28 protein-coding genes, 1 other RNA gene and 1 riboswitch are annotated in these 26,833 nt (G+C 34.1%); of the genes, 20 read left to right on the top strand and 9 right to left on the bottom strand.

Annotated elements, in window-relative coordinates:
- Window positions 1-72: 72 nt before the first annotated feature.
- Window positions 73-540: an SsrA-binding protein gene (gene smpB / locus ACLBXA_RS10780; protein WP_001123917.1), complete on the top strand. Its 468-nt coding sequence runs from the start codon at window positions 73-75 to the stop codon at window positions 538-540.
- Between the two features lie 126 nt (window positions 541-666).
- Window positions 667-1,021: a transfer-messenger RNA gene (gene ssrA, locus ACLBXA_RS10785) on the top strand.
- Between the two features lie 272 nt (window positions 1,022-1,293).
- Here the strand turns inward: ssrA and ACLBXA_RS10790 are convergent.
- Complete coding sequence (locus tag ACLBXA_RS10790) at window positions 1,294-1,839, bottom strand: DUF402 domain-containing protein (protein ID WP_000482658.1); 546 nt, start codon at window positions 1,837-1,839, stop codon at window positions 1,294-1,296.
- Between the two features lie 591 nt (window positions 1,840-2,430).
- On the opposite strand from ACLBXA_RS10790, the gene ACLBXA_RS10795 reads away from it, so the two are divergent.
- The 6 genes from ACLBXA_RS10795 to alo all read left to right on the top strand — a co-directional run bounded on the left by ACLBXA_RS10795 (window position 2,431) and on the right by alo (window position 9,331).
- Window positions 2,431-3,108, top strand: a complete 678-nt coding sequence (locus ACLBXA_RS10795) for a response regulator transcription factor (RefSeq protein WP_001250260.1) — start codon at window positions 2,431-2,433, stop codon at window positions 3,106-3,108.
- Between the two features lie 384 nt (window positions 3,109-3,492).
- Window positions 3,493-4,512 carry a siderophore ABC transporter substrate-binding protein gene (locus tag ACLBXA_RS10800; protein ID WP_000749440.1) on the top strand — a complete coding sequence of 340 codons (1,020 nt, stop codon included), beginning with the start codon at window positions 3,493-3,495 and terminating at the stop codon, window positions 4,510-4,512.
- Window positions 4,513-4,531: 19 nt separating this feature from the next.
- The gene (locus tag ACLBXA_RS10805) at window positions 4,532-5,548 is read left to right on the top strand and encodes an ABC transporter permease (protein WP_000041823.1); all 1,017 of its coding nucleotides are present in this window, start codon (window positions 4,532-4,534) and stop codon (window positions 5,546-5,548) included.
- A complete protein-coding gene (locus tag ACLBXA_RS10810) occupies window positions 5,545-6,609 on the top strand; it encodes an iron chelate uptake ABC transporter family permease subunit (RefSeq protein ID WP_000631243.1) in 1,065 nt (354 codons plus the stop codon). Before ACLBXA_RS10805 ends, ACLBXA_RS10810 begins: the two co-directional genes overlap by 4 nt.
- Window positions 6,606-7,358: an iron ABC transporter ATP-binding protein gene (locus tag ACLBXA_RS10815; RefSeq protein ID WP_000590056.1), complete on the top strand. Its 753-nt coding sequence runs from the start codon at window positions 6,606-6,608 to the stop codon at window positions 7,356-7,358. The genes ACLBXA_RS10810 and ACLBXA_RS10815 overlap by 4 nt, the downstream gene beginning before the upstream one ends.
- Window positions 7,359-7,792: 434 nt before the next feature.
- On the top strand, window positions 7,793-9,331 hold the full coding sequence (gene alo, locus ACLBXA_RS10820; protein ID WP_447617208.1) for an anthrolysin O/cereolysin O family cholesterol-dependent cytolysin Alo: 1,539 nt from the start codon (window positions 7,793-7,795) through the stop codon (window positions 9,329-9,331).
- 34 nt (window positions 9,332-9,365) lie between these two features.
- Here the strand turns inward: alo and ACLBXA_RS10825 are convergent, their stop codons facing one another.
- The 3 genes from ACLBXA_RS10825 to ACLBXA_RS10835 all read right to left on the bottom strand — a co-directional run bounded on the left by ACLBXA_RS10825 (window position 9,366) and on the right by ACLBXA_RS10835 (window position 11,860).
- Window positions 9,366-10,646 carry a purine/pyrimidine permease gene (locus tag ACLBXA_RS10825; protein ID WP_001034722.1) on the bottom strand — a complete coding sequence of 427 codons (1,281 nt, stop codon included), beginning with the start codon at window positions 10,644-10,646 and terminating at the stop codon, window positions 9,366-9,368.
- A gap of 127 nt (window positions 10,647-10,773) precedes the next feature.
- Entirely contained in the window at window positions 10,774-11,223 is a 450-nt protein-coding gene (gene cynS / locus ACLBXA_RS10830) for a cyanase (RefSeq protein ID WP_041488180.1), read from the bottom strand.
- 55 nt (window positions 11,224-11,278) lie between these two features.
- On the bottom strand, window positions 11,279-11,860 hold the full coding sequence (locus ACLBXA_RS10835) for a beta-class carbonic anhydrase (protein WP_000926482.1): 582 nt from the start codon (window positions 11,858-11,860) through the stop codon (window positions 11,279-11,281).
- Between the two features lie 167 nt (window positions 11,861-12,027).
- On the opposite strand from ACLBXA_RS10835, the gene ACLBXA_RS10840 reads away from it, so the two are divergent.
- Complete coding sequence (locus tag ACLBXA_RS10840; RefSeq protein WP_002008929.1) at window positions 12,028-12,459, top strand: Lrp/AsnC family transcriptional regulator; 432 nt, start codon at window positions 12,028-12,030, stop codon at window positions 12,457-12,459.
- Window positions 12,460-12,722: 263 nt separating this feature from the next.
- Here the strand turns inward: ACLBXA_RS10840 and ACLBXA_RS10845 are convergent, their stop codons facing one another.
- Window positions 12,723-13,688, bottom strand: a complete 966-nt coding sequence (locus ACLBXA_RS10845; protein WP_086396203.1) for a DUF4822 domain-containing protein — start codon at window positions 13,686-13,688, stop codon at window positions 12,723-12,725.
- A 350-nt stretch (window positions 13,689-14,038) separates the two neighbouring features.
- On the opposite strand from ACLBXA_RS10845, the gene ACLBXA_RS10850 reads away from it, so the two are divergent.
- Window positions 14,039-14,467 carry an Lrp/AsnC family transcriptional regulator gene (locus ACLBXA_RS10850; protein WP_000460473.1) on the top strand — a complete coding sequence of 143 codons (429 nt, stop codon included), beginning with the start codon at window positions 14,039-14,041 and terminating at the stop codon, window positions 14,465-14,467.
- Between the two features lie 37 nt (window positions 14,468-14,504).
- On the opposite strand, the gene ACLBXA_RS10855 is transcribed toward ACLBXA_RS10850, so the two are convergent.
- Complete coding sequence (locus ACLBXA_RS10855) at window positions 14,505-15,062, bottom strand: cysteine hydrolase family protein (protein WP_001001093.1); 558 nt, start codon at window positions 15,060-15,062, stop codon at window positions 14,505-14,507.
- Window positions 15,063-15,540: 478 nt separating this feature from the next.
- On the opposite strand from ACLBXA_RS10855, the gene ACLBXA_RS10860 reads away from it, so the two are divergent.
- Window positions 15,541-16,497: a nuclease-related domain-containing protein gene (locus tag ACLBXA_RS10860; protein ID WP_016078158.1), complete on the top strand. Its 957-nt coding sequence runs from the start codon at window positions 15,541-15,543 to the stop codon at window positions 16,495-16,497.
- A gap of 49 nt (window positions 16,498-16,546) precedes the next feature.
- The gene (gene psiE, locus ACLBXA_RS10865) at window positions 16,547-16,951 is read left to right on the top strand and encodes a phosphate-starvation-inducible protein PsiE (RefSeq protein WP_000834707.1); all 405 of its coding nucleotides are present in this window, start codon (window positions 16,547-16,549) and stop codon (window positions 16,949-16,951) included.
- Between the two features lie 48 nt (window positions 16,952-16,999).
- On the opposite strand, the gene ACLBXA_RS10870 is transcribed toward psiE, so the two are convergent.
- Window positions 17,000-17,476, bottom strand: coding sequence for a DUF4362 domain-containing protein (locus ACLBXA_RS10870; RefSeq protein WP_001222628.1), 477 nt, complete (start codon window positions 17,474-17,476; stop codon window positions 17,000-17,002).
- Between the two features lie 285 nt (window positions 17,477-17,761).
- Here ACLBXA_RS10870 and speG point away from each other — a divergent pair, with 285 nt between their 5' ends.
- The 5 genes from speG to ACLBXA_RS10895 all read left to right on the top strand — a co-directional run bounded on the left by speG (window position 17,762) and on the right by ACLBXA_RS10895 (window position 22,172).
- A complete protein-coding gene (gene speG / locus ACLBXA_RS10875; RefSeq protein ID WP_001071083.1) occupies window positions 17,762-18,277 on the top strand; it encodes a spermidine N1-acetyltransferase in 516 nt (171 codons plus the stop codon).
- Between the two features lie 436 nt (window positions 18,278-18,713).
- A complete protein-coding gene (locus ACLBXA_RS10880; RefSeq protein ID WP_000054881.1) occupies window positions 18,714-20,261 on the top strand; it encodes an ABC-F family ATP-binding cassette domain-containing protein in 1,548 nt (515 codons plus the stop codon).
- Window positions 20,262-20,266: 5 nt separating this feature from the next.
- Window positions 20,267-21,460 (top strand): MFS transporter, encoded by a 1,194-nt coding sequence (locus tag ACLBXA_RS10885; protein ID WP_001293765.1) that lies wholly within the window; start codon window positions 20,267-20,269, stop codon window positions 21,458-21,460.
- A 159-nt stretch (window positions 21,461-21,619) separates the two neighbouring features.
- Window positions 21,620-21,853, top strand: coding sequence for a DUF3955 domain-containing protein (locus tag ACLBXA_RS10890; protein WP_000086300.1), 234 nt, complete (start codon window positions 21,620-21,622; stop codon window positions 21,851-21,853).
- A gap of 79 nt (window positions 21,854-21,932) precedes the next feature.
- Window positions 21,933-22,172 carry a DUF3947 family protein gene (locus tag ACLBXA_RS10895; RefSeq protein ID WP_000980956.1) on the top strand — a complete coding sequence of 80 codons (240 nt, stop codon included), beginning with the start codon at window positions 21,933-21,935 and terminating at the stop codon, window positions 22,170-22,172.
- A gap of 30 nt (window positions 22,173-22,202) precedes the next feature.
- Here the strand turns inward: ACLBXA_RS10895 and crcB (ACLBXA_RS10900) are convergent, their stop codons facing one another.
- Window positions 22,203-22,559: a fluoride efflux transporter CrcB gene (gene crcB, locus ACLBXA_RS10900; RefSeq protein WP_000568584.1), complete on the bottom strand. Its 357-nt coding sequence runs from the start codon at window positions 22,557-22,559 to the stop codon at window positions 22,203-22,205.
- Entirely contained in the window at window positions 22,556-22,960 is a 405-nt protein-coding gene (crcB, locus tag ACLBXA_RS10905; RefSeq protein WP_447617225.1) for a fluoride efflux transporter CrcB, read from the bottom strand. Before crcB (ACLBXA_RS10905) ends, crcB (ACLBXA_RS10900) begins: the two co-directional genes overlap by 4 nt.
- Before the next feature lie 54 nt (window positions 22,961-23,014).
- Window positions 23,015-23,074: riboswitch (Fluoride riboswitch) on the bottom strand.
- 231 nt (window positions 23,075-23,305) lie between these two features.
- On the opposite strand from crcB (ACLBXA_RS10905), the gene ACLBXA_RS10910 reads away from it, so the two are divergent.
- From ACLBXA_RS10910 to ACLBXA_RS10920, 3 genes are all read left to right on the top strand, one after another.
- The gene (locus ACLBXA_RS10910; RefSeq protein ID WP_000714043.1) at window positions 23,306-24,364 is read left to right on the top strand and encodes an endonuclease/exonuclease/phosphatase family protein; all 1,059 of its coding nucleotides are present in this window, start codon (window positions 23,306-23,308) and stop codon (window positions 24,362-24,364) included.
- 32 nt (window positions 24,365-24,396) lie between these two features.
- Window positions 24,397-25,899, top strand: coding sequence for a DUF4077 domain-containing protein (locus tag ACLBXA_RS10915; protein ID WP_000455070.1), 1,503 nt, complete (start codon window positions 24,397-24,399; stop codon window positions 25,897-25,899).
- Window positions 25,900-26,095: 196 nt separating this feature from the next.
- Window positions 26,096-26,491: an SET domain-containing protein gene (locus tag ACLBXA_RS10920; protein WP_000573651.1), complete on the top strand. Its 396-nt coding sequence runs from the start codon at window positions 26,096-26,098 to the stop codon at window positions 26,489-26,491.
- Window positions 26,492-26,833: the final 342 nt, after the last annotated feature.

A 26,833-nucleotide genomic window follows, 5' to 3' on the forward strand; every position in this document is an offset into this window, starting at 1 on the left:
ACATTCTGAGCGAGCCACTTTCGCTTTTTATTAACATTTGTTACAATAGTAAAAATAGAGGAGGGACGTTATATGCCAAAGGGTACAGGTAAGGTTATTGCACAAAATAAAAAAGCATTTCATGATTATTTCATCGAAGAAACATACGAGGCAGGGCTTGTCCTTCAAGGAACGGAAATTAAGTCGATTCGCGCTGGTCGCGTGAACTTGAAAGATGCGTTTGCACGTATACATAACGGTGAAGTATGGGTTCATAATATGCACATTAATACATACGAACAAGGGAATCGTTTCAACCATGATCCACTTCGTACGAGAAAATTACTTCTTCATAAAAAAGAAATTGATAAGCTAGCGGGCGCTGCAAAAGAAACAGGTTACGCATTAGTTCCACTTAGAATCTATTTGAAAAATGGATTTGCAAAAATGGCACTTGGTTTAGCAAAAGGTAAGAAACAATATGATAAACGTCACGATTTAAAAGAGAAAGAAGCGAAACGTGAAATTGCACGCGTGTTCCGTGATCGTCAAAAGATGTAATACAGATATTTACATTTGTAAAACGGCGCGCGTATGATATAATAACTTATGTAAGGTTGTTGCACATTGAAAAACAGCTCTTAGTAGCTATCACGATATTTTCTTCGTATGCTCCATTTTTATCATGGGGACGTTACGGATTCGACAGGGATAGTTCGAGCTTAGGTTGCGAGTCGAGGGGATCGGCCTCGTTAAAACGTCAAAGCCTATAATTGGCAAACAAAACAATCTTTCTTTAGCTGCTTAATTGCACTAAAGGTTCCTCCCTCCATCGTCCATGTGGTAGGGTAAGGGACTCAAACTAAGTGGACTACGCCGGAGTTCGCCGTCTGAGGGCGAAGGAAGAGAACAATCAGACTAGCAACTTGGAAGCCTGTCGATAGGCCGAAGAGTTCGCGAAATGCTAATATATCGACTACACTCGTAGAAGCTTAAGTGCCGATATTTTTGGACGTGGGTTCGACTCCCACCGTCTCCACCAATACATATTTGGTGGTTTTTTATTTTGTATGATATGAACCATAACTTTGCCAGATTGGCGAGGTTATGGTTCTTTTTGTTTGCGGCAAAGATATGGTTCTAACAAACTCTTTTTATATTACTTATAAAAGGAGTAGCATCATGGAAATGGGTATATACAACGTTAAGAAAATTACAACATATAAAAAGGAAATTCCTAAGTGCAAAGGAATTTCCTTTTTATAACTGGCTCATGTTGCTAGCGCCTTCTTTAATTTAATTACATTTACTCCCTCATTTTTCTAATAATGGAGCAAACTTTTCATGTTTATAAATTCCTTCAGATTCTGAAAATGCTTGAGAAAGAACAGTATCAATAGACTTAATTAATGAATTTAGGGCATATTGGACTGAACCATTCTCGAAATCCTCTAATTTCTCCGGTAATTCATCTTCGTCTAAAATAAAGTATTCACCATTTGGAAGTGCTAAAATATCAATAATTAAATCTTCAAAAGTCACCATTTTATCATTTATACATGTATTCTTTACAATGTTAAAATAGGAGCCTAGGTAATTCCCTTTATTGTCCCTCCAGAAATATAAATTATATGGACGATCTTTCCAATAATAAGCTATTGTATAACTTCCTCTAGGAATCGTTAATTTGTTTCGACCAGCCAACATTGTAAAGGAGTCTTCGATAATGTGAAATAGCACAAGGCTTTGATCTTGTGCATTTAAAAACTTACATTTATATTCTAGAACTTTAGAATCATATCGTATTTTCCTCTCTATAATTTCATCGCAGTGACATTGATGTGTATTTAAATTAAACAAAATTGTATTCACCCCTTCTTTAATCTACTAAATTAATTATGGTATAAGTTGGTAAAACTGTATGCCTCCTCTTGCGGTCAGCTTATGGGTTAATAATTAACTTACGGCCAAATTATGCTTCCCATTCTAGTGAATAATTAAATAATTATCTGCAAAAACAAGGGTTTTCTGGAAAACTTATGCTTCCTGTAGCGGCAACTTTATGGGTAAAGTCAAATTGTATGATATGAACCATAACTTTGCCAGGTTGGCGAGGTTATGGTTTTTTTGTTTGTGGTTTTATAGAATGCTGAAGTTGATGGGACGGTATCCTTGAAACAGAGAATAAAAAAATGGTTATTGATGATAAGTAGGGAGGTACTATAGCTGCTAGTAAACGCCCAACTGGTGAGTTTGTATTAAAATTTTAATTTATTACAATCTTCATATGTTTTGTGTTTTTAACCATACCTATTGTAAGATTATATAGAGTTCTCCTAATAAGCTGTTTTAATGGATTATTTAGGAATCTTAAATTTATAAATCTTAAATTGTTTTTTCGGGATAATTTTTTATCTAAATAAGTTATATTGAAGTAGAGGTGAACCATCGGTGAGGCAGGTGTTAGTAATTAAGAATGAAAGGTCTTTAGCGAAGAAAATCGTAAGCGGTCTAACGCAAGAAGGCTATTTCATTTTAAAACTTCACAATGAAAACGAAGGTTTAAATATAATATATGAACAAGATTGGGATATTATCGTATTGGATTGGGATTCATTAAGTATATCGGGACCGGAAATTTGCAGACAAATACGACTTGTTAAAACGACACCGATAATTATTGTGACCGACAATATTTCTAGCGAGGATTGCGTGGCAGGGCTACAAGCAGGTGCAGATGATTATATAAGAAAACCATTTGTGAAAGAAGAATTAGTAGCAAGGGTTCAAGCTATTTTAAGGAGAAGTGATTGTAACCAGCAAAATGAGACGAATTTTTTTCAGTTTAAAGATCTCTTTGTTGATGCATCTAGCAATATTGTGAAAAAAGGTGGCGAAAACCTCTCGCTTACTAAGCGCGAGTACGACTTACTTGTATTTTTAATCAAGAATAAAAACACAATATTAAGCCGTGAAATGCTTTTGAATCAAGTTTGGGGATATAACGTAGTAGTAAATCCAAATGTAGTAGATTTATATATTGGGTATGTAAGAAAAAAGTTAAAGTGCGAGAAGAAAGACAGATATATTCAAACGATACATGGTAGAGGTTATTCAATGATTGAATGATAAAATAAGGTAATAGAAAAAAAGTAAAACTGTTTCATTCAGTTTTACTCTTTTTTCTATTGAATCTAATAATCAAATAGTTTCTTAGAAGTATTAAAAGACGTAAAAAAATGGATTATAAAAATATTAGCTATTAATGAGCGTGTTTTGTAGAGGAAATCATGATTAATCAACACGCCTGACTTCACATATTACTTTTGGTGCCTGATTTTATGAATTCACACCATTCACAAGATTTTCACAGAATTAATGACTATACTAATTAACAGGATGTTCAAATGAAAATGATTATCAATAGCGATTCAATTGAATAAAAATTAATTTCTAATTCAATCTATGGATGTCATCATTTTCGAAATAAATTACACTATAAGGAGTATACATATGAAAAAATCTATGCTTTTAAAATTAGTGAGTATTCTAGCAATTTTCACTTTAATGTTAGTAGCTTGCTCAAATCCAAGTAATGATACTAAAGAGTCAAAAGCTAATAAAGATAATGGTAGTGATAAGACAAAAACGGTTGAAATCACTGATGCTCATGGAACTGTTAAAGTCCCTGTAAACCCAAAGAATGTAGTTGCTTTGGATAACAGAACTTTTGAAACTTTATCTGATTGGGGAATTAAATTAGCGGCTGCTCCAAAGGATATCATGCCTGCAGATTCAGCATATAAAAAGGATGATTCAGTTCAAAACATTGGAAATCACCGTGAACCAAATCTTGAAATTATTGCAGCTGCAAATCCTGAACTTGTAATCGTTGGTCAAAGATTTGCTGGTCATTACGAAGAAATCAAAAAATTAGTACCAAATGCAGCTGTTATTGATCTTAATGTTGATGTATCTGAGAAGGCTACTAAGCCTGGCGAAAACTTAGTAAAAGGACTTAAAGATTCTACAGTTACTTTAGGGAAAATTTTTGATAAAGATAAAGAAGCTAAAAAATTAGTAGCTGATTTTGATAAATCTATTGAAAACGCAAAATCTGCTTATAACGGAAAAGATAAAGTTATGAGTGTTATCGTTACTGGTGGGAATATCGGTTTTGCTGCGCCGCACTCTGGTCGTGTTTGGGGACCAATGTATGAAATTTTCGGTTGGACTCCAGCATTAGAAGTTTCAAATTCTACTGCAGGTCATAAAGGTGACGACGTTTCTGTTGAAGCTATTGCACAAACAAATCCTGATTGGATTTTCGTATTAGATCGTGATGCTGCAACATCTGATGCAGCCACTTCAGCTCCAGCTAAGGATGTTATTTCTAAATCACCTGCTCTTCAAAACACAACTGCTGTTTCTAAAAACCAGGTTATTTATGCACCAGAAGATACTTACACAAATGAATCAATTCAAACTTATATAGAGTTATTTGGAAATATTTCAAAAACTTTAGCTAAGTAGTGTAAAGGAGTACGAAGCAGTGTCAAAAAATATAATTTCTAGGGTTGAGAATATTTCTCAACCCCAGTTTTATAATCACAATAAATTATGGACAAAACCTTTTATAATAGCGATTATAGTTGTTCTAATTTTAGGGATTATATCACTGTTTACTGGAGTTTATGATATACGTGGACAAGAGGACGGAATGGAGATGTTTTTCATCACTCGTGTTCCAAGAACAGTTGCATTAATGCTTACTGGAGCTGCAATGGCGATGGCAGGGCTCGTAATGCAACTCATTACACAGAATCGCTTTGTTGAACCTACTACAACAGGGACTATCGAATGGTCAGGCTTAGGCCTGCTTTTTGTGTATTTACTATTTCCTGCCCCAACTTTAGTGCAAAGAATGACTGGTGCAATCATTTTTTCTTTTATAGGAACTATGATTTTTTTTCTATTTTTAAGAAGAGTTAAGCTTCGTTCGTCTTTAATTGTCCCGATTATTGGATTGATGCTTGGAGCAGTTATTTCTGCAGTGTCTACTTTTTTGGGACTCCTTTTTCAAAAGACGCAAAGTATTGAAACTTGGTTCGTAGGTTCATTTGCGAACGTTCAGGTAGGAAGATATGAATATTTATGGCTGATTGTTATCATTACTTTTCTTATTTTTATGTATGCTAATAGATTGACTTTAGCTGGACTAGGAGAAGATGTCGCAACAAGCCTTGGAGTTAATTACAATAGAATTGTTCTTTTTGGGACTGCTCTTATATCTGTTGCAGTTGGAATTGTTGCAGCTGTTATTGGACACTTACCTTTCTTAGGATTAATTGTGCCAAATATCGTTTCAATGTTTAGAGGTGATGATCTTAGGAGTAATTTACCTTGGGTTTGTGTGATCGGAATGGGGTCAATAACTGCCTGTGACATCATTTCTCGAACAATTATACAGCCTTTTGAATTACCTGTTTCTTTAATACTTGCAACAGTGGGAGCAGTCGTGTTTATTACTATTTTATTGAGACAAAGAAAACCAAGGAGGCTACGATGATCACATTAGAATATAGAAAAAAAGAAAATGTCGAAATCGATTCTAGCCTTCATAATGAAAGTAGATCAGCTAGCGCTTTTCGGTCTAAGAAGGAAGCAAGACGTTATTGGATTTTACTGATTACATTGATTGCTTTAGGTCTCCTTTCTTCATATGGACTTTTAGTTTATAACAATCCAGTTCCGATAGATTCACCTTCTTTTATCCCAGTCGTTAAGAGAAGGATAGTAGCTATTGTTGCAATGATTATCGCTGCAGTTTGCCATAGCTTGTCGACAGTTGCTTTCCAATCTATTACGAATAATAAAATTATTACTCCATCGCTTTTAGGTTTCGAATCACTTTATTCAGCAATTCAAACGAGTACAATATTCTTCTTTGGTGCTAGTGCATTAATAAATTTTAATGGAATTGGATCATTTTTATTCCAAGTTGTTGTTATGGTCTTCATGAGTTTGATACTTTATGGATGGTTACTTTCCGGTAAATACGGGAATTTACAACTTATGCTTTTAGTTGGAATTATTATTGGTACCGGGCTAAATTCAGTGTCAACTTTCATGAGAAAACTACTTGCGCCTTCAGAATTTGATATTTTACAAGCAAGATTATTTGGTTCTGTTAATCATGCAGATCCTGCATATTTTCCTATTGTAATTCCTATGATCATAATTGTAGCAGTATTAATTTTGGCTCATTCTAAGAATTTGAATGTTTTGTCACTAGGAAAAGATGTTGCTACTTCTTTTGGTGTTAAATATCAACCTAGTGTAATTTATACGCTTGTATTAGTAGCTATTTTGATGTCCATTTCAACAGCTCTAATTGGACCACTTACTTTCTACGGCTTTTTAGTAGCAACTTTGAGTTATCAGGCAGCGTCAACTTATGATCATAGATACATTTTTCCGATGGCTTTTGCTATAGGATTTTTAATAATGACGAGTGCATACTTTTTAATGTATCATGTATTCCATGCTCAAGGTGTAGTTTCAGTTATTATTGAATTATTTGGTGGAATCATATTCTTAACTATAGTTTTAAGGAAGAGGGCTTTATGATAAAAATTGATAATGTTAAAAAGTTCTATACTGATAAGGTGAAGATAGGACCTTTGGATATTGAAATACCAAAAGCAGGCTTTACTTCTTTAATTGGACCAAATGGCGCTGGAAAGTCTACGACACTTTTGATGATTGGAAGACTTTTAGATATGGATGAAGGTCAAATTCAGGTAGCAAATATGGATGTTTCTGAATCCAAATCAAAAGACTTAGCAAAAATTTTGACTATATTGCGACAAGAAAATCATTTTGTAACTAGGCTTACTGTTAGACAATTAGTTGGATTTGGGCGCTTTCCTTATTCAAAGGGAAGATTGACTAAAGAAGATGAGGTTATCATTTCTAAATATATTGATTTCTTAGATTTAACTAGTTTAGAGAATAGATATTTAGATGAGCTTTCTGGTGGTCAAAGACAAAGGGCATATGTAGCGATGGTATTGTGCCAAGAGACGGAATATGTACTTTTGGACGAACCTTTGAACAACCTTGATGTTGCTCGTTCTGTTCAAATGATGGAGCATTTGAGACGTGCAGCTAATGAATTTGGACGAACAATTTTGACTGTCATGCATGACATAAATTTTGCGGCTAAATACTCTGATAAAATTTGTGCTATGAAAGATGGACAAATTGCTGCTTTTGGAACAGTAGAAGAGGTTATGGATCCAACACTTTTGACAGATATTTTTGAAACAAAAATAGAAATTATTAATGGTCCTTATGGGCCAATAGCAGTTTATTAGTTATAAAATGTCTTGCGTAGATTATGCAAGACACTCTAGTTGAAGTTGCTGTCTGTATTTTATAGGCAGCAACTTTTTTTATGTGATTACTCATAAAATGCAAAAGAATGCTTCACCTTTTCAAGTATGTACCAAACGAAAAAAATATCTCTGTATAACTTTTTAAAAGAATTCAGTTTGTTTTTGATATGTAATATTGCATATCAGAGTGTATTGATAAAAGTGTAAGGTGTCACTATAATGAGGGCATAAAGATAAACCACATTATCGTAGCAAGAAAAAGGAGGAAATAATATGGAAATCGCAATGGCAGTTTTAAAATTTGTAGGTGGCGTAATCCCGTTAATTCAAGAACTTTTAAAAGCATTTATGTAAGTTTATTAATTAGCTATCATTTATCAATCATTATCATATTTTACTAAAAAAAGAACGGGGTGATTTTTCTGAATATTAAGAAAAACACTAAAAGAAGAAAGTTCCTTGCATGTTTATTAGTTAGTTTATGCACTATTAATTATTCATCTATTTCCTTCGCAGAAACACAAGCAAGTAATGTAACTGATGTAACTAAAAATGCTAGTGGCATTGATACTGGTATAGCAAATCTTAAATATAATAATCAAGAGGTTTTAGCTGTAAATGGTGATAAAGTAGAGAGTTTTGTTCCGAAAGAAAGTATCAATTCAAATGGTAAATTTGTAGTAGTGGAACGCGAGAAAAAATCACTTACAACGTCACCGGTCGATATTTCAATTATTGATTCTGTAGTGAATCGCACGTATCCAGGAGCTGTACAACTTGCAAATAAAGCTTTTGCAGACAATCAACCGAGTTTATTAGTGGCTAAGAGAAAGCCTTTGAATATTAGTATAGACTTACCTGGCATGAGAAAAGAAAATACAATCACTGTTCAAAATCCGACATATGGTAATGTAGCTGGAGCAGTAGACGATTTAGTATCTACTTGGAATGAAAAGTATTCTACAACACATACGTTACCTGCAAGAATGCAGTATACAGAATCTATGGTTTATAGTAAATCACAAATAGCAAGTGCTCTTAATGTTAACGCTAAATATCTTGATAACAGTCTAAACATTGATTTTAATGCGGTTGCAAATGGAGAGAAGAAAGTGATGGTAGCGGCATATAAGCAAATATTTTATACGGTAAGTGCTGAACTACCTAACAATCCATCCGATCTTTTTGATAATAGTGTTACTTTTGACGAGTTAACTCGTAAAGGTGTAAGTAATTCGGCTCCACCTGTTATGGTTTCAAATGTAGCTTATGGTAGAACCGTTTATGTAAAATTAGAAACAACATCTAAGAGTAAAGATGTACAAGCTGCTTTTAAAGCCTTACTTAAGAATAACAGCGTCGAAACGAGTGGACAGTATAAAGATATTTTTGAAGAAAGTACCTTTACTGCTGTAGTATTAGGCGGAGATGCGAAAGAGCATAACAAGGTTGTTACTAAAGATTTCAATGAAATCCGAAATATCATTAAAGATAATGCTGAATTAAGTCTTAAAAATCCAGCATATCCAATTTCATATACAAGCACTTTCTTAAAAGATAATGCAACTGCCGCTGTTCATAACAATACAGATTATATTGAGACGACAACTACAGAATATTCAAGTGCTAAAATGACACTTGATCATTACGGTGCTTACGTTGCTCAATTTGATGTATCTTGGGATGAATTCACATTTGACCAAAAGGGTAACGAAGTACTAACACATAAAACATGGGATGGTAGCGGAAAAGACAAAACGGCTCATTACTCTACAGTTATCCCTCTTCCACCGAACTCAAAAAATATAAAAATTGTAGCAAAAGAATGTACAGGTCTTGCATGGGAATGGTGGAGAACAATTATTAATGAACAAAACGTTCCATTAACAAATGAAATAAAAGTTTCAATTGGAGGAACAACATTATATCCAACTGCTAGTATTAGTCATTAGTTATAAAAAAAGCGCCCTATAAGTAGGGCGCTTTTTATTCTTTCCAAAATTGTTCTAATAGAATGACAAGCATGGTACCCACAAGTAAGCCATTACTTAAAACATATTGTAAGGAAGAAGGAACTCCGCTAAATGCACTTTCTGGAAGAAACAATATTCCCAAACTGATTAATAATGAAATTCCTAATATAGTTAATCGGCGTTGATTTAAATCTTCACGTAAAATGGATTGAAATGAAATGCCTATTACTTGGACAAATGTAGCTAAAAGTGCAGCATTAGCAATAGGTCCTGGTAGCAAGGATATAAAGTTTACAATTGAGGGAATAAAAGAAATTCCTGCTAATATAAGACTTGCTATAAGGAACGACTTCACTTTTCTTTGTCCTGTTAGTTGGATAAATCCTGCTGATGCAGGTAATGGTACAATTCCAATTGTAGAGAACAACGACGAGATAATATGTGATATACCTCCGACCCATACACCACGGTTCAGTGTTTGCTTTTCATTTTCTTTAGATAATGGAGCCACTTGTTTTACAGCCGAAATAGCAGCGATTGTATTTGCAACTAAAAGAAATGTAAATAAAGTTGCAGTTAGAGTCATTCCAATATCGAATCTAGGTGTGCCCCAAGCAAATATCTCTGGTAACTTAACTAGCGTTGTATGCGAAGGGATATGAGATGATTTTCCTAATACTGCATACAAAAGCCAACCACATGAAATTCCAAGTAACACAGCGTAACTTTTCATCCATCCTTTCCCTTTAATTGATAAGAAAGTAATAAGGGCAAAAACAAAGAGAGCAATAGTAGCTGTTGTATAGTCAGGATGGGTTGCAGATCCTTGTAATCCTATCATTCCTTTTAGTAACACACCACTAAGCTGAAGAGATAATATTAAAAGAAAGGTTCCTGTAACCAAGGGTGTAAATAAGCGTAAGATTCGATGAACAAGCCCTGTTATACCAAGAAAGAAGAGTAATATACCTGCAATAATTAATCCGCCTTCTAAAAGTTGCAATACGTCTTTTGCACTTTGTCCCTGATGCATAGCGACTTGTCCCAATATGACAAATATACTTACCCATGAACCGGCTGGCCCGTCCGCAATGGGGTAACGATGCCCAAACCACGCTTGTAGAAACGAACTTACTCCCACGACTAAAAAAGTTCGCTGCATTAATGTTGAGACATCCTCTATTGGTAAATGGAATATGCCACCAATAATGATAGGTAACGCAATTGCATTTGCTAATAGAAACACAAACCATTGTAGAATACTAAAACTCGTATCAAAGTGTTTTTTATTCATATTATTCTCCTTTGCCGAAAAAGAATCTCATAGTAAAAATCCATCCTTTCTACACAGTTAGATTAAAAAGGATGGATTTATTAAATCTATAAAATTATTTTAATTATATAGATAGATTTTTAATTAATTACCATGTACGGAATGGTAAGAATTTCCCATTAAGTGTAATCACGATACGAGGATCGCCACCTTTTGGATCTTCTTGTGTATCCACACCTAGGTTGAAGTTAATCGCACTCATTACACCTTCGCCGGCTTTTTCTAAGATTAACTCTCTAATAGTTGGTGCATATTGTAACATCATTTCATATAAACGATATGCAATCGGGTCCGTAGGAGGCATTTCCATCACTTGGCCGCGAAGTGGAACTACTGTTAATGCTTGAACTACTTTTTCATCTAATTCTAATAGTTTACCAATTTTTTCTGCTTCTGGACGTGTCATTGTAGCTTGTCCTAATAACGCTGTTACAACCCAAGTCTCAGAGTGTTCACTTACTTTTGCAATTTCTTCCCAAGTTAACCCTTTTTCAATTTTTGCCGCTAAAATTTTTTGCGTAGCTTCTTGTCTATTCATATCTAATACTTGTTTTTTCATATCTCATAACTTCCCTTCATATACGTGATAATTATTATTTTGTTTTACTATTTAACGCTTTATATCCATCAACCACTACATCTAATTTACCTGTGTGAGGGTCAATAACTAAACCATGTACAGGAACATCTTTTGGGATAAGTGGATGATTTCTTACTAAATCAACATTAGCTTGCGTTGAGTCGCAAACATCATCGAATCCGAATAACCATTTTTCAAGGTCAATACCAGCATATTCAATCGCTGATAAAATTTCTGATGAAGCTACTCCGCGATCTAATATTTTTTGAAGTGTTCCTTTTGGATTCGTTTGGCTCGCGCCACATCTATGGTGTCCAATAAGGAAGATTTCATCTGCATTTAAATCGTATACTGATGCTACAACACTTTGCATAACACTATCGAAAGCAGAAGCAATTTTACCACCTGCATTTCTGATAACCTTTGCATCACCATCGTGTATATCTAAAGCTTTTGGAAGTAGCTCAATTAAACGAGCATCCATGCAAGAAACAACAACCATACGTTTTTTAGGCATTTTTGTCGCTTCACGAGGAGCGTATTCCTTATTTTCTACAAAATGTTCATTGAACGATAGAATTTCTTGTAATAACATATTTGTAACCTCCTTTAAATCTAGATGTATTTTTTTGTTGTGTCCTCTGTGTTATAAGTAAATATAGCTGATAAATAATGTGATGTAAGAGGATAAACTAAGTATAGTGAATTGTATCGATAAGCAGAATAAGTTGGCGAAACACTTTCGGGCTTTCTACTTTCACGGTGAAAGGATTGGTTTATATCATTGATCAAACAGATTTTGAGATACTGAAATTATTAGGAGAAAACTCAAGAATACAATGGAAAGAACTTGGCCAAAAAATACATATGACGGGGCAAGCTGTAGGAAATCGAATTCGAAGATTAGAGGATTTAGGGATTATTGAACAGTATACAATTGCAATAAACCGAATCAAATTAGGACAAGTAGTGACTGCATTTGTTACTTTGTTCGTAACAACAGCTAATCACCAAGAGTTTATGAATTTCTTTCAAGGAGAAGAAGGGATTTCTGAAGTACACCGTATAAGTGGTGAGGGGTGTTATTTATTAAAAACACATTTTGCTTCCAACGAAGACTTAGATAACTTTCTAGGACGACTATTAAAATACGGGAACTATCGTGTTAACTTATCAATAGGAAAGTTGAAATAAGGTTTCTTTTCTTTGGAGGAGATAGTAACGTTATTTGCTAAACTTTATTTGTATAGAGATAATGAAGTCGTTTAATGTTTATCTTAAATAGTCAGAGCCTTACTACAATTTATGTGTAGTAAGGCTTTTTAAAGTTGTTATATTCAACAATTAAGCTGAAGTGTTGAGGGGGGATATGAGACGATTTCTTTCAAGAGAATCATAAATGATTTTGTCTTAAGAAAGATCTTGCAACTCAGTACAGGATCTTTAATTAAACGTTTTTAAAAGCTAAATTGTGGTTTCATATCCCCTTTATAAGGTTCATGTTCAACGAATATAGTTATATCCTTACCAGCTTGGTCTTTACCAGTTCTTTTATACGTAAATTTATTCTTATTTAGTTCAGTAAGTTCAAGAGCAGCACCATATTTATTATTTCCAATTGAAACATGGGCTCTTATTTTATTTTCATGTACAACATCGAAGTAGCCATAATCACCGCGGCTTTGACCTGTTTCGCTATTGAAGAACTCATATTTATTAGATTTGTCATCAAATTTTGCTAGACTTATAAAATTCGAATTAAATTGTGTTACATCGTTACCAGCTTCGTCTAATACCTTTGTTCCGTGCCAAAGGGTACCGCCTAAAATTTTATCTCCATCAACATTTTTAACAATATCTCCTGTAGTCGTGTTCAGCTGCTTGTCCGGATCAGTGAAAGAAAGTTCTTTTTCTTTATATGGAACATGTTCAACGAAAACTTCTACATCTTTACCGTTAGCGTCTTTCCCCATTCGTTTATAAGTAAATACATTTTTATTTAGTTTTGTCATGTCAACGACAGCTTGATACTTCATTGATACTGAAATTAATATTCTCTTCTTCCCATCATTTGTGACAAAGAAAGTTCCTTTATCGCCACGACTTGCACCTGTTTTAGCATCAAAAAATTCATATCTGCCTGACTTCGCATCATATTTTGCAAGACCAATGAAGTTTGCATTCTCTTTTGTTAAGTCATTCTTATCTTTGTCATACACTCGTGTACCTTGCCAATTTGTCTTGCTAAGAATATTAGCCATTTTTTGCCCTTTAGTTAATTTATTTTCCTTTTTTGTTTCTTTAGCAACTTGTTCTTGTTTTTGTTTACTATGATTTTCTTCAGCTTTAGTACCAGCACACCCTGTTAATGCTAATGTGAATCCGAGCAGTACGGATGATAGTGCTTTTGTTTTTTTGTTCATGTTTTATCGTCTCCTTATTTTAGTACGGTTTGCGATTATAGTAGCAGTGCGTCATATATGAACTTAGTTGCTACGTTTCTTATGTTAATACCCGACTATAAACTGCCTCTAAATAAAACATTAAAAAAAGATAAACTAATTCCTAAAAAATGTTCATATTTATAAAAAATCGCTAGCTTGTTGTAGTGCCTACGAGTAATCCAACAAATACATTGTAATGAAGAAGGAAAGTCGCTAACAATAATGTAATTCCTAATGGAGCCAATCGATTGTATTGCAAAATTTTCGAGCTAAACTGTAGGGGAAATGAAGATTTTATAGAATTCGTTTCGTATAGGAAGGGGATGTCCATGTTTGATTCAACAGATTTTAAGATTATACAATTACTACAAGAAAACGCTAGAATGAACTGGAAGGAAATTGGGGAGATAGTACATTTGACTGGTCAGGCTGTCGGGAAACGAATTCATAAATTAGAAGAGGCAGGTGTCATTCAAAAATATACGATAAATATCAACAGGGCTAAGCTAGAAGGATCTATTATGACCTTTGTTACACTATTTTTGCATGCACCGCACTATCATAATCAAATTCAAAAATTTTTTGAAAAAACGGACGTAATTACTGAAATGTATCGTATAAGCGGCGATGGGTGCTATGTCATGACTCTTCACACATCTTCGCATCAGCAATTAGAAGAGACTCTTGCAGATGTTTTACATTATGGTGATTATCGTATAAATACTGTCATTAAGACAATGGAAAAAAAGAAAGAATAAGATACTTATCCTTTCTTTTTTTTTGAACTGTAATTTTTTATTTGCTCTTGTTTATAAAACAGTTTGCTGACATGACTGTTGCATAAATATCACCAAACTCTAATGCACTCATGAACGATTGATGAGCGTGTACTGCGGGGATTAGATTTCCTTGAAATTCTAAATCTTTTGTTGTACAAGCATCTTCAATTACAATACATTGAAATCCGAAGTCACTGGCAGCGCGTACTGTTGCATCAATACATACATGAGTCATCATACCGCAAATGACTAGTTGATCTATTTTTTCTGTCTTTAATGTTTCTAATAAATTTGTTCTTAAAAAACTGTTAGGGTGATGTTTTTGAATGACTCTTTCGTTAGCAATCGGTTGTACATCATCATAAATTTGAACACCTACTGTATCGGGTAAGAAGAAAGTAGCCCCTTCGTTGTTCGCAATATGTTGTACGTGAATAACTGTTTTATGCTTTTCGCGAAATACTCTCAAAACTTCTTTCGCTTTTTGTGCGGCTTTTTCAGGTTGATGTAATTCCATATTGCCACCTTCAAAGTAATCATTTTGTATGTCGACTAATAGTAACGCTTCGTTCATAGTTAATCCCCCCACATATATTTGTACAGTACGTTGTTTGTACTGTACCGTTATTATATAAAGTGTAGGTATGCGGAAGTAATAGCGTTATGAAACGATTTTAACGTATATAGTTTCATTGTGAAAAAGGTGAAAGTTGGTATAGGCACAAATGGATTTTGTGGAATTCACGGCAAAGTTATAGGTAGAGTGGCGTTGTAGGATAAAAACCATAACTTTGCTGGAGGATCGGGTTATGGTTTTTTTTATGAGGAAATGCGATTTTAAGTTTTTGCTGAAGATGTTTTTCTAGGATATGCTGTGAGTGATTGAAGTGAGGTAGTGTCGGATATTGTCGACCGATCGATATATTAGAAAAATCGTTGATATATTGTGAGTTATGATAGATATATTGGAAAAATCGTTGATATATTGCTAGTTGTGATAGATATATTGAAAAAATCGTTGATATATTTGTAAAGGGGTGTTTGAGGTGATTGTGAAAGAAAGAAAAATACCGATTTATATAAGACAGTTAGAAGCGCTTCTTAGAAGGTTACCTGTATATCATCCGAAACGAAATATAATTGGAGAAAACTTGGCAAAACACATGGCGGGGTATAAAGGGGAGCAAGCGATTGATTATCCACTTAGTTTTATTTCTGAGAAAGAGTACAGTGTTTTACATGATGTTCGCTTATCTAATCATGATCAATACTTTCAAATTGATACTATTATCATTTCCACAAAGTTTCTTCTGTTTCTTGAGATAAAAAATATAGCAGGTACATTAATATTTGATACAAAGTTTAATCAACTTATCCGAATAACAGAAGGAAATTCAGAGGGATTTCCAGACCCTGTTTTACAAATAAAAAGGCAGGAAATACAACTTAAAAAATGGTTAAGCTTACATGGATTTTCTTCTAGTCTTCCAATCGAGTCCCTCGTTGTTATTAGCTCGCCTCGTACCATTATAAAATCTTCAGATGACAATCTTCTTCATACAATTATTCATAGTGCAAATCTACCTCATAAAATAAAGTGGTTTGAAAGTAAATATAAGAAAAAAGTTATAGATAATGTAGATAGGCTCATTCATCAAATAATAGCGGAGCATTCTCCACTTCAACAAAATATACTTGAGCAATATAAAATAGAAAAAGAGGAGTTGCTAAATGGAGTACAATGTGAGAAATGCTTAGTTATTCCAATGGTTAAAGTTAAGAAGGGGTGGCGTTGTACAAGTTGTAAAGATTTTTCAAAAGTGGCACATGAGGGTGCTATACGAGATTATGCATTGCTCATTAGTACGACATGTACGAACGGTAATTTGAAAGAGTTTCTCCATGTTTCGTCAGGTATGGTTGTAAACAGAATTCTCCACACACTAAATCTGGCCTATACTGGCAACAACAAAGGACGAATATATGATTTAACTTCTTTCCAATCGTAATTTTGCTATAATAAATAAGTACTCATACGAAGGGGAGTTTAAAGATAAAATGAAGTCGTTTAATATCGATCATGTTATAGCTAGTATTTTGCAATGGATATTAAATATAGCTTTAATTATATTATCCATTGTGTTATCGATTTTCTTAGTGAATGAGACGATCACGTTTGTGCAGTATATTTTTTCGTCAAAAGAGTATACGTCTTATAAATTGGTTGAAAGTATCATCGTCTATTTCTTATACTTCGAGTTCATTGCATTAATTATTAAGTATTTTAAATCGAATTATCATTTCCCGTTACGTTATTTTATTTATATCGGAATTACGGCTTTAATTCGGTTGATTATTGTGTCTCATGAGGAACCGATGGAGACGTTATTATACGCAGGAGCAATTCTTGTTTTAGTTATTGCTTTATACATATCGAATATGAGAGATTTGAGAAAAGAGTAGTAGTGCAGACGTAAGTTTGCACTACTTTTTTATGTGGAATTTTCCACCCTATGATTTTGGGGCTGTAATCAAATGAATAGTGTCAGGACATTCTAATTTATAAGTTACTTTGTTGTCTTCAATATCTTTCTTTATCTTTTGACATGTAGTATTCGAATATTGTATCTCTTGGTTTTCATTATGTTTCTCATTTGTTTTTGTGTAGTCGACATCATAATAGACGGAGGTAGATTCCTTTTCTTTTTTTACAGTTAAATCAATAATAATAGGCTCGTTCTTGTTATTAAATTTAGTAATTCTAACTGAATCGTCTTTATTTGAATTATAGTTTTTTACGAAAGTATCTAATTTCTCTATGTTATAAACTTCATCGTTTTTCTCAATAATATCACCACGTTTTTTGGAAGCCTCAAAAGTATATGTCTCGTTTTTATCGTTTTTTTGCTCATTATTAGTACAACCAATAAGAGTAAATAAGGCTAATGAGATTACAGATAACGCATATTTTCTATATTGTATTCTCATAGATTCAGCTCCTTTTCTTAATTTTTAACGATGATATATTTATAATTTTATTTTATCTTAATGAGCTTTTTGGAAAGCAAAAAGACTGTTCTTTTTTCGTTAAGTTACTGTAAATACCTACATTCTTTATTAATTAGTTATAAATTTCGGCATAATATTTTTACATTAGTTTTTACATCTTGACCTTCAAGTTGCTTGAAAGTTTACAATGAAATTAGGGCGTTTGAAATCGAAAAAAATTGAGAAATTAAGTGAAGAGGTTTCTTTTACTTGGAGGTTATAGGAATGAATCAGGAATTGAAGTTACGTCCATTAGAACGAGAAGATTTAAAGTTTGTACACGAACTGAATAATAATGCCCATATTATGTCGTATTGGTTTGAAGAGCCGTATGAGGCATTTGTGGAGCTGCAGGATTTATACGATAAACATATACATGATCAAAGTGAACGACGATTTATCGTTGAGAAAGACAATGAGATGGTTGGATTAGTTGAGTTAGTAGAAATCGATTATATTCATCGTAGAACAGAATTCCAAATTATTATTGATCCAAATTATCAAGGATATGGTTATGCAGCAGAGGCGACGCGTTTAGCGATGGATTATGCTTTCGCTGTATTAAATATGCATAAGATTTATTTAGTTGTGGATAAAGAAAATGAGAAAGCAGTCCATGTGTATAAAAAGGTTGGATTTATAGTGGAAGGCGAGCTTTTAGACGAGTTTTTCGTTGATGGTAACTATCATAATGCGATAAGAATGTGTATGTTCCAGAAGGAATATTTTAAAAATAAGTAGTTGAATGATTTGGAGGTAATGTTGACGCTTCGTAAAACTGTATGCTAAAATCCCTTTTAAGTATTAAGGAAGGTGCAGAACATGCTTTATATAAAATTTGTAAAACTCATTAGAAAACTTTGCTCCGCACAAATGTATACGGTGAAGCGTTGTACGGAGCTTAATCAAGGGGCATAAATCCCTATATTCATCGACTGAATAACTTTTCTAAAAAAGTATAGTTTATCTATGCTTATTTGGTTATGGTTTTTCAGTTGATGTATAAAATAGATTAAGGGGCCATAGACAATGCTTTGTCTATGGCCCTTTGTGTATATTATTCCGATGAGTATTTACTGTAAATTGGAGTAGTATAGGAAAAACCACGAAGCAGAGGGCTAGTGTCGAATGACGCTATCTCTCTGCTTTTTTTAATTTCAGGAAAAGAGGAATAAAAATGAGTTTACTTAAAGTTGAAAGTTTATCACATAGTTTTATTGATAAAGTATTATACGAAAATGCTTCTTTTGATTTGCATAAAGGCGAGCATATGGGAATTGTTGGACAGAATGGTGCAGGGAAAAGCACATTAATGAAAATATTGGTGGGGGAAATTATTTCTGATAAGGGGAGCATTAAGTGGCAACCTAATATTCAAATTGGACATCTTGATCAATATGCAGAAATTGATGGGAGCTATACTATTTCACAATATGCAAAGCGAGCCTTTTATGATTTGTTTGAAATGGAAAAGAGAATGAATAAGTTATATGAAGAAAGTGCGATGACTGGAGATGAGAATCAACTATTGAAAGCAGCTGAAATACAAGAACAGCTTGAGGCTCGTGATTTTTATTCAGTAGACAGCGTAATAAATAAGGTGGCAGCCGGTTTAGGTATTGATGCGATTGGGATGGATCGTGTTATTGGTGAATTAAGCGGAGGGCAGCGTGCAAAGGTAATTTTAGCAAAGCTTTTATTAGAAGAGCCTACTATTTTATTACTAGATGAACCGACGAATTTTCTCGATAAGGAGCATGTGGAGTGGCTTGCTAATTATTTAATGAATTTTGAAGGAGCGTTTATTGTCGTATCACATGATTTTGATTTTCTGGAAAAGGTAACTTCTTGCATATGTGATGTAGAGTTCGGAACGGTTAAGAAGTATTACGGAAAATACTCAGATTTTGTAAGACAAAAGGAGCATTTGCGAAAAGATTATATTCGCCAATATTATGCACAGCGAAAGAAAATTGAAAAAACGGAAGAGTATATTCGTAGAAATATTGCTGGGGTGAATTCAAAAATAGCGCAAGGTCGTAGAAAACAATTGGAGCGTATGGAAAGAATTGCGCCACCAAGTTTTACTCATAAACCGTCTATTCATTTTCAGGAACTTCCCATTTCAGTTCAGACAGTTCTTGAAGTAAATAACCTTGAAGTTGGTTACGATTTCGCTCTCTTACCAAAGTTAAATTTTTCAGTAATGGGTGGGCAAAAACTTGTTATTACAGGTTTCAATGGAGTAGGGAAATCTACTTTATTAAAAACAATCGTTGGAAATATTGCTAGCATTTCTGGAGAGTTTCACTTTTCAGAGCAAATAAAGATTGGATATTATGAGCAAGATTTAAATTGGAGCAATGATTCTTTAACGCCGCTTCAAATTATTTCAGAACAGTTTCCTAAACTGAATATGAAGGAAATACGCCATCATTTAGCTGCGTGTGGTGTGAAGGATACGCACGTTTCGCAAGAAATTCGGACGTTAAGTGGTGGTGAACAATCGAAGGTGAAACTGTGCGGATTATTACTATCACCTTGTAACTTCTTAATTTTAGATGAGCCGACAAATCATTTAGATGCAGAAGCGAAGGAAGCTTTGCAAAAGGCGCTAATTCAGTTTAAGGGCAGCATTATACTCGTATCTCACGAAGCAAGTTTTTATCTTGATTGGGCAGATAGCATCTTTGATATAGAGACAGGATTAGTTAAGGGGGTGTGAAACATATGAGTGAAAACAATTGGAAAACGAAAATTATATTATTTTTGACCGCTCAAACTATTTCGTTGTTCGGTTCCTCTCTCGTGCAATACGCGATTATATGGTATATCACCCTTACAACATCATCAGGAGTGATGTTGACTATTTCAACTGTTTGCGGTTTTCTACCACAAATTGCGATATCTTTGTTTGCAGGTGTTTGGATTGATCGTTATGACCGTAAAAAGATGATTATGTTATCGGATGGGGTTATAGCGATTGCGACGTTAGTTTTAGCAAGTTTATTTTTAACAGGATATAAAAGTATTTGGTTACTTTTTATTGTGTTACTCATTCGTTCAGCTGGAACAGGAGTACAAACGCCAGCTGTGAATGCATTAATTCCGCAAATCGTTCCGAAAGAGTATCTTATGAAAGTAAATGGAATAAATAGCAGTATTACATCTTTAATTATGTTTCTTTCTCCAGCAGCAAGTGCTGCGATTCTTTCTATTGCCAGCATTGAAACAACATTTTTTATTGATGTTATTACAGCCATGTTTGGAATTAGTATTATGTTTGTTATTCAGGTCGAAGGACATGTGAATGTAGAGAGTAAGCAAAAATCTAATCTACAAGGAATTAAAGAAGGGTTCTCTTATTTAAAAGAAAATGTATTTATTAAAAGGCTAATCCTTTTATTGATTATCGTCATGATTTTAATAAGTCCAGCTGCTTTTTTAACGCCTTTAATGGTAACTCGTTCTTTCGGGGCCGAAATGTGGAGACTTACTGCGAGTGAGATGACCTTTAGTGCGGGTGCGGCAGCTGGTGGCGTATTGATTGCGGCGTGGGGTGGTTTTCCTAATCGTATGCATACAACAGCGCTAGCTTGTGCATTATATGGACTGCTTATGATTGGACTCGGAATAGCACCGATATTTACTATGTATTTAGTATTTAATTTTTTAATTGGTATAACAATGCCGTGCTTCAATACACCAGTTACTGTGTTATTGCAGGAGAAAGTAGAACCATCGATGCACGGGCGGATGTTTAGCCTTGTACAAATTGCGAATTCATGCGCGCTTCCTTTAGGAATGATAATATTTGGTCCATTGTCGGATATGTTTAGTGTAGAGGTTTTATTAATTTATGCTGGGATATTCGTGCTATTTTGCGCAATGTATGTTGTATTAAGCAAGAGGTTTGAAGTGTAAATATTTATGATTTAGAAGGTTTGCGAAGTGATTTAAGATGCTTCGTAAACCTTTTTGTTATTAGTTTAGTCAATAATTATTTATTGTTAAACAATAAATAATTATTGACTGTTAATGTTGTTTTAGATAATATGATGTTAACGATCTAAGGAGAATTACATGAGTAGAGGAGAATGTGAAATGAAAAATAAATACGTAGTAGCTATTTCTTTAATGATTTTAGCGATTATTTCTTTAACTATACATGCTTCAAACAGTAAAATAGGAGCGGATGGATTCCTTGAAGAACCTTTCTTTTTCCTAGTACCGATAAGTTATGTATTGTTCCTTAGTGGTATTGGTGTATTACTATTTGGATTTATTACTTCAAAGCTGAAAAAGGGCAATAGATAGGAGCTACCAATAGGGACAAAACACTCACTATGAAATAGAAACATACCATATGGAAGAAAAAGAATAAGTGAGATGAATCATGATGAATCATTATTTTTATAATGGTAGACAAGTAGGAGCAGCTATTACGCTGGCTGGGGCACAAGGGACAATTCATGCTGTGAATCAGGCTATTCAAATGCAACAACAAGCATATTTTGCACAAATGATGCAAAGTCAGTATATGCCGTATTCACAACTTCCGATGCAAATTGTACATTACGATGTACATCCAGCTGGTTTATTTTCCATTCCATATGGCGGGACATACTTCTTATGAAAGAAAGCGACTGGTTAGAGTCGCTTTTTTTTATATTCCGCCTAGCTTCATTCCAAGGAAGGCAAAGGCGATACCAATTATGTAAGTAGCACTTAAATATAAAAGGAAGATGTACAGTTTTTTACGATTGAGAAGCTGAACAGATTCTAATTTAAGCGTAGAAAATGTAGTGAATGCGCCCATAAATCCAGTACCTAATAATAGTTGCCAGCCTGTAGTGACTCCGTTGCCAATTATATATCCAAGTAAAAATGCCCCTGTTATATTAATAAGGAATGTAGCAATTGGAAATTGTGTTTTATTTCTTTTCTTAAACCAATTGCTAATTGCAAATCGTGTAATCGCGCCGAAAAATCCACCTGTTGCCACTAATAAAGCTTCTATCATAAGTGATCACCTTCCGTAAGATGTTTCTTAATTAAGAAATCACCTAGTGTATAGCCAAGACCAGACATAATGAGACCACCAAGTATGCTGCATGATACATATAAGAAAGCCGTATCCCATTCAGAATGATTGATTAGTTGCACAGTTTCTACACTAAATGTTGAAAACGTCGTAAAGGAACCAATGAATCCAGTCCCAATGCCTGTGATAATTTCTAATGGTGAGATGTTTCGCCGAGCGATATAGGTAGTTAGCCACGCTAATAGGAAGCAGCCGAGTAAGTTGATGAGCAATGTAGCTAGCGGAAATGAATGATTCCATGAAGTATGAATAGTAAGACCTAAATAATAGCGAGAAAGGGCTCCTAATATACCGGCTATGCCAACGATAATATAAATCAATTTCTTCACCTCTTTAAATAGCTTGCTCAAAAAAATAGACTCCTACCAGTAGTTATACTGGTAGGAGTCATTAGCTAAGCAGCAGTTATGGCGAACTCCATCGCCTCTGATTATTACATATAGTGTACTAAATATACCGTTTAATTTCTAGTGAGGAGGTGGGTGTAACTTTTCTTTTTTTGATGTTTGAAGGTTTTTTAGTAATTAAAATGAGATCGATTACTTATCAACTAAATATAGTGATATACAGTTTTAATTATGATAAAATGTTTCTTATGTGTGTCGTTTTATTTTATTTGACTGAAAATAAAGAAAAATAAATTCGCGTGAAAAGGAGTCATTTATTTGAAGAAATTTTTAAAAATCGTATTTATATGTGTTTTAGTATTAGCGGGCATTGTAGGAGGATTTCTAGCGTATATGACACTTACTAAAGAACAGCCTGCTGATGTTATAAGCTTGAAGGTGGAGAATAATAAGGAGCGCGTATTAGCGACTGGAAATGAATTTAAAGTTACAACATTTAATATTGGATATGCTGGGTTAGATAAGGATCAAGATTTCTTTATGGATGGTGGAAAGGGATCTGGTTCAAGTAGTAAAGAGCAAACGGAAATTAATTTAAAGAATATGCTTTCGTTTTTACAAAATGAGAATAGTGATTTTGCGCTATTACAAGAAGTTGATATAAAGTCACTTCGTTCATTTGATGTAAATGGACATGAATTTTTGAAAAAAGGATTACCTGATTATGTTTCGTCATTTGGCAAGAACTACGATACGAAATGGGTTCCAGTGCCAATAACAAATCCAATGGGATATGCGGAGGCTGGATTAAGTACGTTTTCTAAATACACTGTTCAAGAAGCGAAGAGGTTCCAGCTGCCTGGAATGGAGCCTTGGCCAAAGCGTTTGTTTGATTTAGATCGAGCAATTGTGGAATATAAAATTCCTGTTAATAATGGGAAACATGTTAGACTCGTAAATCTACATTTGTCTGCTTATGATGAAGGCGGGAAAATTAGAAAACAGCAAGTAGAGTATTTAAAAGAATATATGAACAAGCATTATGAAAATGGTGATTACGTAATAATGGGCGGAGATTGGAATCAATTAGTTTCGAACGCTCAATTAAGTGATCCGAAGTTTGTGAAAGAGCGTCCTGAGTGGTTAGTAGAGTTACCGAAGGATTTTACGGACGGTGGCTTTAAGTGGGCTGTAGATCCGTCTGTTATGACTGTGAGAGATGATGTAAAGAAATATGTCGAAGGTGAAAATTTCGTCACTATTATTGATGGCTTTATCGTTTCACCGAATGTAGAGATTGTAAATGTACAAGGGAAAGATTTAAAGTTTGAAAATAGCGATCATAACCCAGTGAGTGCGGTATTTAAACTGAAGTAATTGATATGTATAAGTAGAAGGTGGGGCTTCATATGGAGTGGTTAAAGAGGACTTGTTTTTCTAACCTTGAGAAAGAATCACAGAAAAATCATTTATTACTGTTTATAACGATTTGTAGTTTCTGCCTTGGGATAATCGCGATTGGGTATTATGGATATATTTTTACAGAGAGAGCAATAGCGTTTTGGATTTGTGGTATTTCGGTCGTTGCATTTGGAACGCTTTTTACTTTTATAAAAAATATGGAATCAGCGTATAAATATATCATGACATTTATGTTGCTTACCATGTCTTACATCATGGTACAAGCTTTTAATGAAAGCCCGGCTGTATTTCAAATGGTTTATTTTACATTAGCTGTTTCACTTATTTACTTAAGTGAGCGCCTCATTTTAATTCTTGGCGGGGTAGCTGTTGTGATCACATTTATTCTTTGTAGCTATTGGCCGAAGCAATTTTTTGCTTATACAGCCTCGTCTGAAGCTGCTAATTTTGCAAGTTTGTTAGCGATTGTAACAATTGCTATGTGGGGCGTCACGAAAATCGGTTCTAATCTGCTCCTTCATTTAAGTGATGAGAAGCAAGAAGTAATGAGAAAAGCTCAGGAGCTAGAAGAGACGCAAAGGCTTATTGAAGAAACAGTTGTGAAACTAGATAGTAATTTCAATCATTTAAGGCAAAATATGAACACGTCGATGGAATCGATGAGTGAAATTAATTTTGCCTTTGAAGAGGTAGCAGTTGGTACGCAATCACAATCAGAGATGATGTATCGTTCGGTAGAGGTATTGAATGATATGGAGGGAAATATTGAACAAATCATCTCTCAAGTAAGAACTGCATCGGCTCGTGTGGATGAAAGTTTAGACATTTCAAAAGGTAGTGTACATACTTTAAGAAATTTTGAAGCTAACATGAGAAGTTTAAATGATGTTGTTTCACAGTCTGGAATTATATTTAGAGATTTAATGATGCAATCGAAACAAATTAATGAAATTGTAGATGTAATAACGAATATTTCAAGTCAGACGAGTTTGCTAGCTTTAAATGCAAATATTGAAGCTGCGAGGGCAGGTGAGCATGGAAAAGGTTTTGCTATTGTAGCGAGTGAAGTGTTAAAGCTTGCTGAAGAATCAAATCGTTCTGCGGGAAGAATTCAGGGGATTTTGAAGGAGTTTAGTAATCAAGCAAGTAAGGTAGAAGTGCAGGTAGAGAAGTCAGAAAGAGTACAAGAAGAGTGTAACGAAATGTTAGCAAGCGTTTTAACAAACGTAACTGATTTAGGGAAGTTTATTGATGCGATTAATAAAGTAATGCGAGAGGTTGTTATTCATCAAGAAAGTTTCCAAGTTAAAACGACGAATATTGTAAAGGATGTTACGCATGCTTCTAACGTAATTCAGCAAACTTCTACAGCTACAGAAGAAGTGCTAGCGAGTGTGGAAGAAGAAAAACATCGAAATGATATATCGGTGAAGACGTTACATACTGTTAGCGAGCAAGTGAAGTTACTAGAAGATATTCTAGAAAAGTAATATTTCTTGAAAAGGGCACACCATGTGTGCTCTTTTTTCATTTAAATGAATACTTGATAGTAATTTAATTGCTTTTCTGCGCGTTTTCTGCCAAGCTTAAGGAGATAAAGTGAGACTAATACCTACTGATTATTAGTTGAACCTCGCAAATAGCGGGATAAAATACTTCAAAGAAAGAATTATATAGGTGACGAATATGATTGAAGTTAAGACTTCTGAACTTAGTGATGGAGAATTTAATAGAGGTGTATTTGCAACTCGTGATATTAAAAAGGGTGAGTTGATTCACTCAGCACCAGTTATCTCTTATCCGAATGAACAGCATGAACACATTGAAAAAACGTTACTTGCTGACTACGCATTTGAGTATGGGGTAAATCATACGGCATTCCTGTTAGGATACGGCATGTTATTTAATCATGCATATAATCCGAATGCAACGTATGAAATTGTCTTCGAGAATCATACTTTTAACTTCTTCGCGTATAAGGATATAAAAGCGGGAGAAGAAATTTTAATCAATTATAATGGTGAAGTGGATGACGATGAGCTATTATGGTTTGATAAGGAAAAAGAAGAGAACGAAAAATAATTTAATGAGTATAGAAAGAGCACATTCTGTGGAATGTGCTCTTTTTTCATTGATGTAAATAAAGTAAAAAGTACAAAAAAATACCACTTTCTTTTTGTATGGTATAGTAAGATACTGAGGGATAGTGTTTTGAAAAAGTCACATATTTTACAAATTGTTGTCTTTCTGATGACATGTCAAGTTTAGTAGTCCATTTGGGTTGCTTTATTATGCAATATATATTTTAATATGAGTGGCACCTCTTATAAATTAAGAGGTTTATAGGTGTCTCGAATTGATTTTGGGTACACTGTATCCACCACTTTAGGTTCTTTCATGTACGTGGGGATATTATGGGCCCGT

The organism is Bacillus sp. D48C (assembly GCF_053345735.1).